Below are 8,889 nucleotides of genomic sequence, written 5' to 3' on the forward strand. Positions count from 1 at the left end.
TATATTTCATATCCAGTCCATGATGTTTAAACCATCATAAACCAGACATTTTTATTGGTGAGAATATAGACACTTTAAATGGGTTCTAACATTTTGACTTCGTATAAGAGATTTTATGTTAAATAGAGAGATTCATTATTTCTTCAAAAATTAAAAAAACCGCCTATTAGGCGGTTTTTTATAAAATATTTCTAACTAGAGATAGTTAAAACGGTAAAATTTGGTGGTTGATATATGATTTGTGTCTGGGAAAAAATCATCATTCCCGAAATTAAAAACATCAATATTGTTATTACAGAACTATATAATCGCATTCATTACTTATCAATCTTACTAGACCAACATCTTAATCTTATATTGTTACATTTACAATAAAAATATGATTTTATTGTATTTTTTGATTAATTTTGTTTTTTATAAATTTAATGAATATGTATATAAGAAAACTTGATTTTTACTATTTTTAGTGTATAGTTGACTTAACTAGAAAAAAGTCTTGTTCCGGTAAATCTTCTTTAAGTATCGCAGTTTTAGTCATAATCCTTCGTTTTTTTCAGATTTTAAGTCGCTTCTTTATTATTTTCAAAGTTATACCCAGTCAATAAAATGACTTAAAATTATTAAAAATTAGTAGGATATATTATGTCAAACTCAAATGTTGTTAAAGGTACTGTAAAGTGGTTCAACGAAACTAAAGGTTTTGGTTTCATTCAACAAGAATCAGGTCCAGACGTTTTTGCTCATTTCAGCGAAATCGCGAGTTCAGGTTTTAAAACCTTAATGGAAGGCCAACAAGTTGAATTTAGTGTAGCTCAAGGTCAAAAAGGACCGAATGCTGTAAATATTATTGCTATCTAAGCAATAATAAGCAGTAATAAAAAGCACTCATGAGTGCTTTTTTTATACTCTAAAACTTTTTTAAAATTAAAAAATTTCTAAAAAATAGAATGTAAGTTGTTAAAAATAAATGATTTAATTGCAAAATCTAAAAATGGTACTGAAATTATTGTTTCGTTAATTCCCCGTCACAAGATGCAGAATACACGTCAAGGCTCAAAAAAAATTGAAGTCGGTAAAAGAGTATTGCTGGAATCTGGAATCGAGGTTGATTTAAATTTGGATGGGCGTACGTTTTACACTTCTCTAAATCAGCTATTTAAATTAAATCATAAAGTTTTTTAGAAAAAATTATTAAATATCAATATTTTAGGTGGTTTTTTTAAAATTTTATATAAAAAGGAATTTTTTTATTAAATAATATATTATTTAATAAAAACTTATATAAAGGCTACTTATAATGAAAGTAGATACTAAAAAAGTATTATTTAAATCCCTCTTTCTATTCATTTTACTAGTTTCACAGACTATTTATGCAGAAGCAAGAAGTACGATTTGTCGAGTAAGTGTAAAAGACAAAAACCTCCATATTGGTATATGTTCTATAGAGTCTTCAAATGACTCCTCATATTATTTATCAGGGAAAACCTTGTCATATAAAACCGGAATGAAAAAGATAGGAATCAAGATTCTTGAAAAAAATAAAGCATTGATTCAAATAGAAATGTCTTCGGGAGAGCTCTATGATTGGGGCGTTACATTTCGTTCCTCAGTTCGGCCAGGATGTTGGGTGGGGTTACAAAGTGATTTCAAAGTATGCGCATTACAATTTCGCCCTAATTTATTCAAAAATTAAGGGTTAAAGCGCATATAGTTTGATGGAGCTTTTGAATAGCTACTCAAAGTCTGTGAAGGATAATCTGACAGACAAAGAGTCCTCGATCCTGCGTCAATGAGTGAAGGAGAAATTTCATGGATAATAACTTATTTGATGATCTGACTGCTTCAATCAAAGAAGCTGGCGCCATCAAACGTAATGAGATAACGGCAAATCGAGTGACTGAGCTTAAATTCCCAGACATTAAAGAAGTACGCGAGAAAACTGGCTTAACTCAGGCAGAGTTTGCTGCACGTTTGCATATCAGCGCGAGAAAGCTCCAAAACTGGGAACAAGGCCGTCGCTATCCGACTGGTCCTGCAGCGACTCTAATTCGCATTCTGGATGCCCATCCAACTCTGATTTAAAAATTTTAGATAATAAAAAACCCCGGCATCCTGCCGGGGTTTTTCGTATTGGTTCGCTCGGTATAACTCCTGTCGTACCTTACAGTCCTTGTGCTTATCTCTTGTTATTCTTGTATGGAACTTCCTGTTCCCGATGAGTTCATCATAGGAAAATTCCACTGTCCCAGGTAGCCGCAAAGGGCCGAGATTTATGTACGCCAGAGCGTACAAAATAGCCTAAATTTTATCCACAAAAAATGTGGATAATTTTGGACATTGAGGCATTGATAAAATTTGAAAAACCTCAAAATTGACTATTTTTTAAACAATTTTATTGGCAAGAAGTATCAAAACTGCTCATAAAAAAAGCCGACTTGTTTCTAAGTCAGCTTTTCGACATCGTCGAGCATTATCACTATAACACAAGTATTTGATTTTTATATTAGTATACAAGTGTTGTTATTCCCAAGTAGAACTGTTCTCGATAAATAATGAGCTAATTAACAGTACATATTCGGCTCAAAATATGAGTCGAACTTGTGCTATATTTAACTCATCTTAGATTTTAGATGAGAGAGATTGAAAATGCAGAAATGGATTTGGCAAGCAGAAAACTGGACAAATTTCACATGGCAAGATTCAACTATCTTACCTAAAACCAGACAGATACATCAAAAAATTGGAATTCTTCTTGGACAAAGTCAGCATGATTTAGCGAAAGAACAATTCACTCTAGATACTCTACTTGCCAATCTCGTTGCTTCATCAGCAATTGAAAATGAAACCCTCAATGTTTTTTCATTGCGATCATCTTTAGCCCAACGCTTGGGTGTCACTCTTGAACAGCCTTATCCAAGCTCAGATCGATCAGAAGGTTTAGCCAATATCATGCTGGATGCGCTGAACGATGTTAAGCAACCACTGACTGTTGAGCGCCTCATGCAATGGCATCGTTGGCTTTTCAATGACCCCGACTGGACAATGCAACGTTTACGCATTGGTCAACTGAGGGGATCAGAGCCTATGCAGGTCGTTTCAGGTCGATTGGATTACCCTAAAGTACATTTTGAAGCACCGCCAAGAGAAGGCTTAGAAGAACGCTTACATACCTTCATAGCGTGGTTTAATCAGAGTCTGAATGATTCATTGCTTGATCCTCTGTTACGTGCAGGCATTACCCATTTATGGTTTGTTACCCTACATCCTTTTGATGATGGTAATGGCCGTATTACACGTACACTTACAGACCTTGCTCTAGCTCAAATGGATGAGCAAAGTATCCGTTTGTATGCAATGTCTACTGCGATATTAAATAAACGTAAAAGTTACTATGAGATATTAGAACAAACTCAAAAAAATGATTCTGATATCACAGATTGGCTGATTTGGTTTCTAGACACGCTGAATGAAAGCCTTGAAAAAACCTTAGCGCAGATCAGTCGAACATTGTTTAAAAGTCAATTTTGGCATAAATATTCAAATTTAGCCCTGGGTGAAGAACAACGTAAAGTTCTAAATCGTTTATTAGACGGTGGCGAAAATGGCTTTGAACATGGTATTAGTGCTTCGCAATATCAAAAGGTTGCTAAAGTCAGTAAGGCAACGGCTACTCGCCACTTATCAGACTTACTTGAGAAAGAATGTATCGTTAAATTAGAAGGTGGTGGACGTAATACACGCTATCAGATCAATACCCAGTTATAGATATTCTAAGCAATAAAAAACCCCGGCATCCTGCCGGGGTTTTTCGTATTGGTTCGCTCGGTATAACTCCTGTCCTACCTTACAGTCCTTGTGCTTATCTATTGTTATTCTTATATGGAACTTCCTGTTCCCGATGAGTTCATAATAGTAAAATTCCAGTATTCCGGATAGCAGCAAAGAGCCGAGATTGATGTGAGCCAAAACGTACAAAATAGCCTAAATTTTATCCACAGAAATTGGGGATATTTTTGGCCCTGGGAAGACCGAGAATATTGGGGAAATGTCGAATTTGAGCATTTTTTAACCGATTTTATTGGCTAAATATTACAGATCTGCTTAAAAACTCACCAACTTATTACGAAAGTCATTTTTTGTGCATTTTGTGATCATGGTGAAATTTTTAAGTCATTGATTTTTAAATTAATATACAAGTGTATTGCGTATAACCTCCATTATGTTAAATGGACCTAAATTCCTTAATGCGACAGAACAAAACTATACAAGCAGATGAACCAGAAAAGGACCTACCAAAACCATAAAAATACCAGCAAGCACCATTGTTAAGCTGGCAATAACACCTTCTTCTTTATCACGACTATAGGCTTTAGTCGTTCCAAATCCATGTGCTGCGTTGCCCAAAGATGCACCCATGGCAAAATGAGATTTTAACCGTAAAGCGCCTAGCACAGTATCACCGATGATCATGCCTATAACACCAGTAATCATGGTAAATAAAATAACCAGTTCGACAGAGCCACCTATATGACTGCTCAACTCCATTGCAAAAGGTGTCGAAATGGAACGCGCCATTAAGCTGTAGGTTGTTGACTGATCAAAATTAAACAGCTCGGCCAGATAAAATGAACTGATCATTCCCGCTAGCATGCCCATCACTATGCCCATACTGATAGAAAGTAGATGTGTTTTGATTATTTCACGGTATTCATAAATTGGAATGGCAAAAGCGACTGTTGCAGGACCTAACATCCAGACAATCCATTGACTATCTTGCATATACGTATCATAGGATATATTCAAAGATAATATTAAAATAATCAGAAGGATAGGGGGAAGTATCGCTGGTGATAAAATCAGATAAGGATATTTTTGATGGGTTTTTTTTGCGATAATATAAAACAGTAAAGTTGCAATCAGACAAACAATGGCAATTAAAGTCATGATTATTTTCCATCCAGATCTATATTACGCAGAGATTGGGAGCGATGATTTTTGATTTTATTTTCAAATTTAAAGCCAATATGTACACTATATGCTGTAACCACCATGACACAAATGGTTCCCAGAATAACAGTAAGGATTAATTGCCAGCCTTCTGTTAAGAAAAGATGTTTATATTTAATTAGTCCAACAAAACAGGGAATAAAGAATAGAACCAACTCACCTAAAATAAAATCGGAGCCACTCTTAATCCATTCAAGTTTAAAAAATCCAGTCAATAAACCTGTCAAAACAATAAAAAGCCCGATCACTGCACCAGATACTGGAAGTTTAAATAAGGATTGAAGTATGCTGCCAATCCACCAGAAAACAAGTAATAAACTGATTTGCAAAATGATTTTACTGAAATAGTTAAATCGGGTCGGATGTTCGATTTGTACGGGCATTGATATCACAGTTTGATTTTGAAGATAAGGTAATTTTATATGCTGAACATATGCTAAATTATGAATAATTTTATAAATATTATTCTATATTGGGATAATTTATGGATCTAAAATCCCTTAAAATTTTTGTTGAAACTGTCAATAGCCAAAGTTTTAGTTTGGCTGCAGAACACTTGTTTATGACGCAACCGACTTTAAGTAAGATCATTAAGAGCTTAGAAGAAGAGTTGGGAACAGCACTATTTAAAAAGGGTGCAGCAGGAAGAAAACGTGAAGTCGTACTAACTTATACAGGCGAACTGATTTATCAGCATGCATTAAACATATTGTCAGAACATGAAAAAATTTATAACACGATTGAGCAAGTTCAGTTACTTAAAAAGGGGAAACTGACTTTAGGTTTACCACCATTAGGTTCTGTCTTATTTAGTTCACTTATTGCCTTATTTCATAAGCAACATCCGGATATACAGCTTAGTTTTTTAGAGGTAGGCTCAAATAGTATTGAGGAAGCAATTGCAGATAAACGTATTGATGTTGGTATTTTACTTGGTAATTTTCGACCGACTTTTGCGTCAATCCTAGTTGTTGATTCAGCAATGTGCTTACTATCCATAAAAGATTCACAGTGGAGAAATAGAAAAACAGTCAATTTGATTGAATTAAAAGAAGAATCCTTTCTATTATTTTCTGATACTTTTACTTTGAATAGTATGATTATTAAAGCAGCAAATACAGTAGGTTTTGAACCTAAAGTTGTTTGTAAAAGCAGTCAATGGGACTTTATTGCAAAAATGGTTGAATCAAATATGGGAATCACATTACTTCCTCAAATATATTGCCAGCAATTCGATCAGGAAAAATTCAACACTGCCGTATTGGAAAATCCAGGTTTAAATTGGACTTTAAGTATGGCCTGGAATACGACTATAGCAATGAGTCCTGCAACTAGAGCATGGCTAAATATTGTAAAAGATCATAAACAGAAAATTCACTTTTAGTTCAAGGCTTTTACAACCAGTTTTTAATTGTCGCTACAATCAGTTCTGACTGTTTAATTCATCGGTTCTGTCGCATTAAGGAATTTAGGTCCATTTAACAGGTAATGCTCCCCTCAAATAATTGAACTTAAAAGTAGAAAATCGAATAGCCTTAATTTAAGGAGATTTTCTATGAAAACATCTAAATATTCAGACAGCTTAATCATGAGTATTTTGAAGCAAGCTGAAGCAGGAACTCCAGTTCCAAATTTATGCCGTGAACATGGAATGAGTTCGGCCACATTTTATAAGTGGAAATCAAAATATGGTGGCATGGATCTCTCGATGATGACTCGATTGAAAGAGCTAGAAGCTGAAAATGCTCGTCTTAAACGTATGTATGCCGATGAGCGACTCAAGTCAGATATCTTACAAGACGCACTGTCAAAAAAGTTTTAAGGCCAATTCAACGTAAATCAATTGCTAATTCAAGGCTAAGGAGTTTGTTTAATATCTTCATTAAAAAAATTATTAGTAAGAATAATTATCAATAATATCAAAATTATTAAGTTATTAAAATTTAAGAATTTCTAAAATTAACATAATACACCTTATACGAAATGCTTGAAATTTCCCTATAGGCATCAATATCTTAGTTAAAGCCGTTCCAGGGTTCAGCGCACTGGAGCGGCTTTTTATTGATTCTTCACGTTCCACGCCTATTCTTTGATCATTGTTCCACAACTTTGATTAGCTTCAGTGAAGAATCAATTGTCAAAAACAGCCTTCGCCAAACGACCGAATAAACCTCGTTTTTTAGGTTGTCGCTCGATATGCGTAGGCACTGGACTGTGCTCATTTTCTATTTGCTCCGGAGTAGTCAATCCGTCATATTTAGCTTCTGCTGTGTCTAGTTCTGGATCTGTTTTGGTCATGCTTGGTTGCACCGATTCTTGATCGGTAAACGTAGTCATATTGGCTTTTGGGGCTTCTAGTAAGCGTTGTATCGCCTCTATCTGATTATCTTTTGTTGCTAATTGTTCTCTTTGAAAAATTTCTCGTTCATGTGCTAGTTGTAGTTGTTTTTTTAGTATATCTATCTGTTGTTTCAACATGTCTACTTCTGTCTCTTTTTGTACCGAAGTAGACTGTAACGTGGTTACATGCTTATTATTTTGGGATGGTTCACCAAATACGCGTATAGCTTCTGAAAGGTCTATTTTCCCATCGCTATTTTTTGATAAATCTCCTTTATTTATACGCTTATAGATGCTTTGGCGGTTCATTCCATAAAGTTGAGCTAATTCAATAACAGATAGTGCTTTCATTATGTAACCTAGGTGAAACTCTGTATGTTAGTAGATAGTATTTAGTGATGTAACGTTACATCAATGATTTAACGATAGCCAACTTTTTCAAGCATTGGAGCAAACTCCTTTAGTTTTTCAGAATCTTTAAGCATTTCAGCAATTCTTACTGCAAATTGAGTATAGCTTTCAGTTCCTTGAGAGTATTTACTCATTTCTGGAAGCTCAGATAACTTATTGGAAAATAAGTAACGTTGAGAGTCAGTCATTTTTTTTGAAAAAAGATCTAGATTCCCAGATATTGTTTGATTTTCTGGTGATTTGTTCTTAGATTTTTTGTGCTTAAAAGAAAAAGAAAAACCACATATTGAACGGCCTTTTTTATGCTGTTGGTAGTTTGCTTCTATATCTGTTTTTTCGCTAATTTCAGAAATGGCTAAGTCAAGAACTCTTGTTTTAAAGTGATCCATACGCTTGTATTCATTAACACCAATTCCAAGTTGTTCTCTAAAAGTTGCTAATTCAAATAAAGGTGTTCTCCCCACAGCTCTCCATTGAATTAGTAACTCATATAATCTTGCTGAATATGTACTGTTAAGCTGGGCTGTTTGGCTCAGTAAATATTGAGTAAAAAAGTCTTTAATACCATCAATCTTACTTATTCCTTGTACAACAGCTAGTGTGAAAACAAGTTCAATAGCCCCTTCATCATCTAGATATTTTACTTGCTGAATCCATCTACTTTTGACTAACTTCCCATCTTCATCAAAGAAGCTAAATCTTCTGTTAAATAAGGAATCCTCTGCTTCTTTCATTCTCTGATAAGCATTTTGCCTCGTGGTCCCGAAAACTTCGGCATATCTCAAAGCATCTATTCTTAAAGGAGTATCTGTACTTAGTCCTGTACCCGTATGTCTAGCATCAACGATGGCTAATTGAACAATATGAAACTCTGATAAAGATAGAGCTTGGAAAGCTTGGTTTAACCGATTGGTTTTTACAACTAATTCTTTTGACATAGACCCAATTGAAATATTTTTATACCCACAGATTATAATAATGTGGGTGTAACTACAACTGTTTAGTTAAGGGCGTAATTAAATGGGTAACTAAACGTGGGGAAATGGGTAACTAAACGTGGGGAAATGGGTAACTAAACGTGGGGAAATGGGTAACTAAACGTGGGGAAATGGGTAACTAAACGTGGGGAAA

Annotated in this window: 10 protein-coding genes and 1 pseudogene; 7 read left to right on the top strand and 4 right to left on the bottom strand. The window is 34.6% G+C overall.

The genetic code is table 11. From position 1 onward, the window contains the following. Positions 1-642: 642 nt before the first annotated feature. From NI461_RS13385 to NI461_RS13405, 5 genes are all read left to right on the top strand, one after another. On the top strand, positions 643-858 hold the full coding sequence (locus NI461_RS13385) for a cold-shock protein (RefSeq protein WP_253157659.1): 216 nt from the start codon (positions 643-645) through the stop codon (positions 856-858). Between the two features lie 96 nt (positions 859-954). Beyond that, complete coding sequence (locus tag NI461_RS13390) at positions 955-1,182, top strand: hypothetical protein (RefSeq protein WP_253157663.1); 228 nt, start codon at positions 955-957, stop codon at positions 1,180-1,182. Between the two features lie 115 nt (positions 1,183-1,297). Next, positions 1,298-1,693 (top strand): hypothetical protein, encoded by a 396-nt coding sequence (locus tag NI461_RS13395; RefSeq protein ID WP_253157666.1) that lies wholly within the window; start codon positions 1,298-1,300, stop codon positions 1,691-1,693. 116 nt (positions 1,694-1,809) lie between these two features. Beyond that, positions 1,810-2,082: a NadS family protein gene (nadS, locus tag NI461_RS13400; RefSeq protein ID WP_253157669.1), complete on the top strand. Its 273-nt coding sequence runs from the start codon at positions 1,810-1,812 to the stop codon at positions 2,080-2,082. 564 nt (positions 2,083-2,646) lie between these two features. Then, positions 2,647-3,765 (top strand): Fic family protein, encoded by a 1,119-nt coding sequence (locus tag NI461_RS13405; protein WP_126064968.1) that lies wholly within the window; start codon positions 2,647-2,649, stop codon positions 3,763-3,765. A 495-nt stretch (positions 3,766-4,260) separates the two neighbouring features. Here NI461_RS13405 and NI461_RS13410 read toward each other — a convergent pair whose 3' ends face one another. Continuing rightward, positions 4,261-4,944 carry an LrgB family protein gene (locus NI461_RS13410; RefSeq protein ID WP_061519781.1) on the bottom strand — a complete coding sequence of 228 codons (684 nt, stop codon included), beginning with the start codon at positions 4,942-4,944 and terminating at the stop codon, positions 4,261-4,263. A gap of 2 nt (positions 4,945-4,946) precedes the next feature. Next, positions 4,947-5,390: a CidA/LrgA family protein gene (locus tag NI461_RS13415; protein WP_061519780.1), complete on the bottom strand. Its 444-nt coding sequence runs from the start codon at positions 5,388-5,390 to the stop codon at positions 4,947-4,949. 101 nt (positions 5,391-5,491) lie between these two features. Between NI461_RS13415 and NI461_RS13420 the strand changes: the two genes are divergently transcribed. Together NI461_RS13420 and NI461_RS13425 are read left to right on the top strand one after the other, a co-directional pair. Continuing rightward, positions 5,492-6,391, top strand: coding sequence for a LysR family transcriptional regulator (locus NI461_RS13420; protein ID WP_061519779.1), 900 nt, complete (start codon positions 5,492-5,494; stop codon positions 6,389-6,391). Between the two features lie 171 nt (positions 6,392-6,562). Next, positions 6,563-6,823: pseudogene (locus NI461_RS13425) on the top strand (transposase); the annotation flags it as partial. Between the two features lie 314 nt (positions 6,824-7,137). Here the strand turns inward: NI461_RS13425 and NI461_RS13430 are convergent. Both NI461_RS13430 and repM read right to left on the bottom strand, forming a co-directional pair. Continuing rightward, positions 7,138-7,698, bottom strand: coding sequence for a plasmid replication DNA-binding protein (locus NI461_RS13430; protein WP_253157674.1), 561 nt, complete (start codon positions 7,696-7,698; stop codon positions 7,138-7,140). Positions 7,699-7,766: 68 nt separating this feature from the next. Beyond that, the gene (repM, locus tag NI461_RS13435) at positions 7,767-8,696 is read right to left on the bottom strand and encodes a replication initiation protein RepM (protein ID WP_151208190.1); all 930 of its coding nucleotides are present in this window, start codon (positions 8,694-8,696) and stop codon (positions 7,767-7,769) included. Positions 8,697-8,889 lie beyond the last annotated feature (193 nt).

The organism is Acinetobacter sp. S4400-12 (assembly GCF_024129495.1).
Lineage (GTDB): Bacteria > Pseudomonadota > Gammaproteobacteria > Pseudomonadales > Moraxellaceae > Acinetobacter > Acinetobacter lwoffii_C.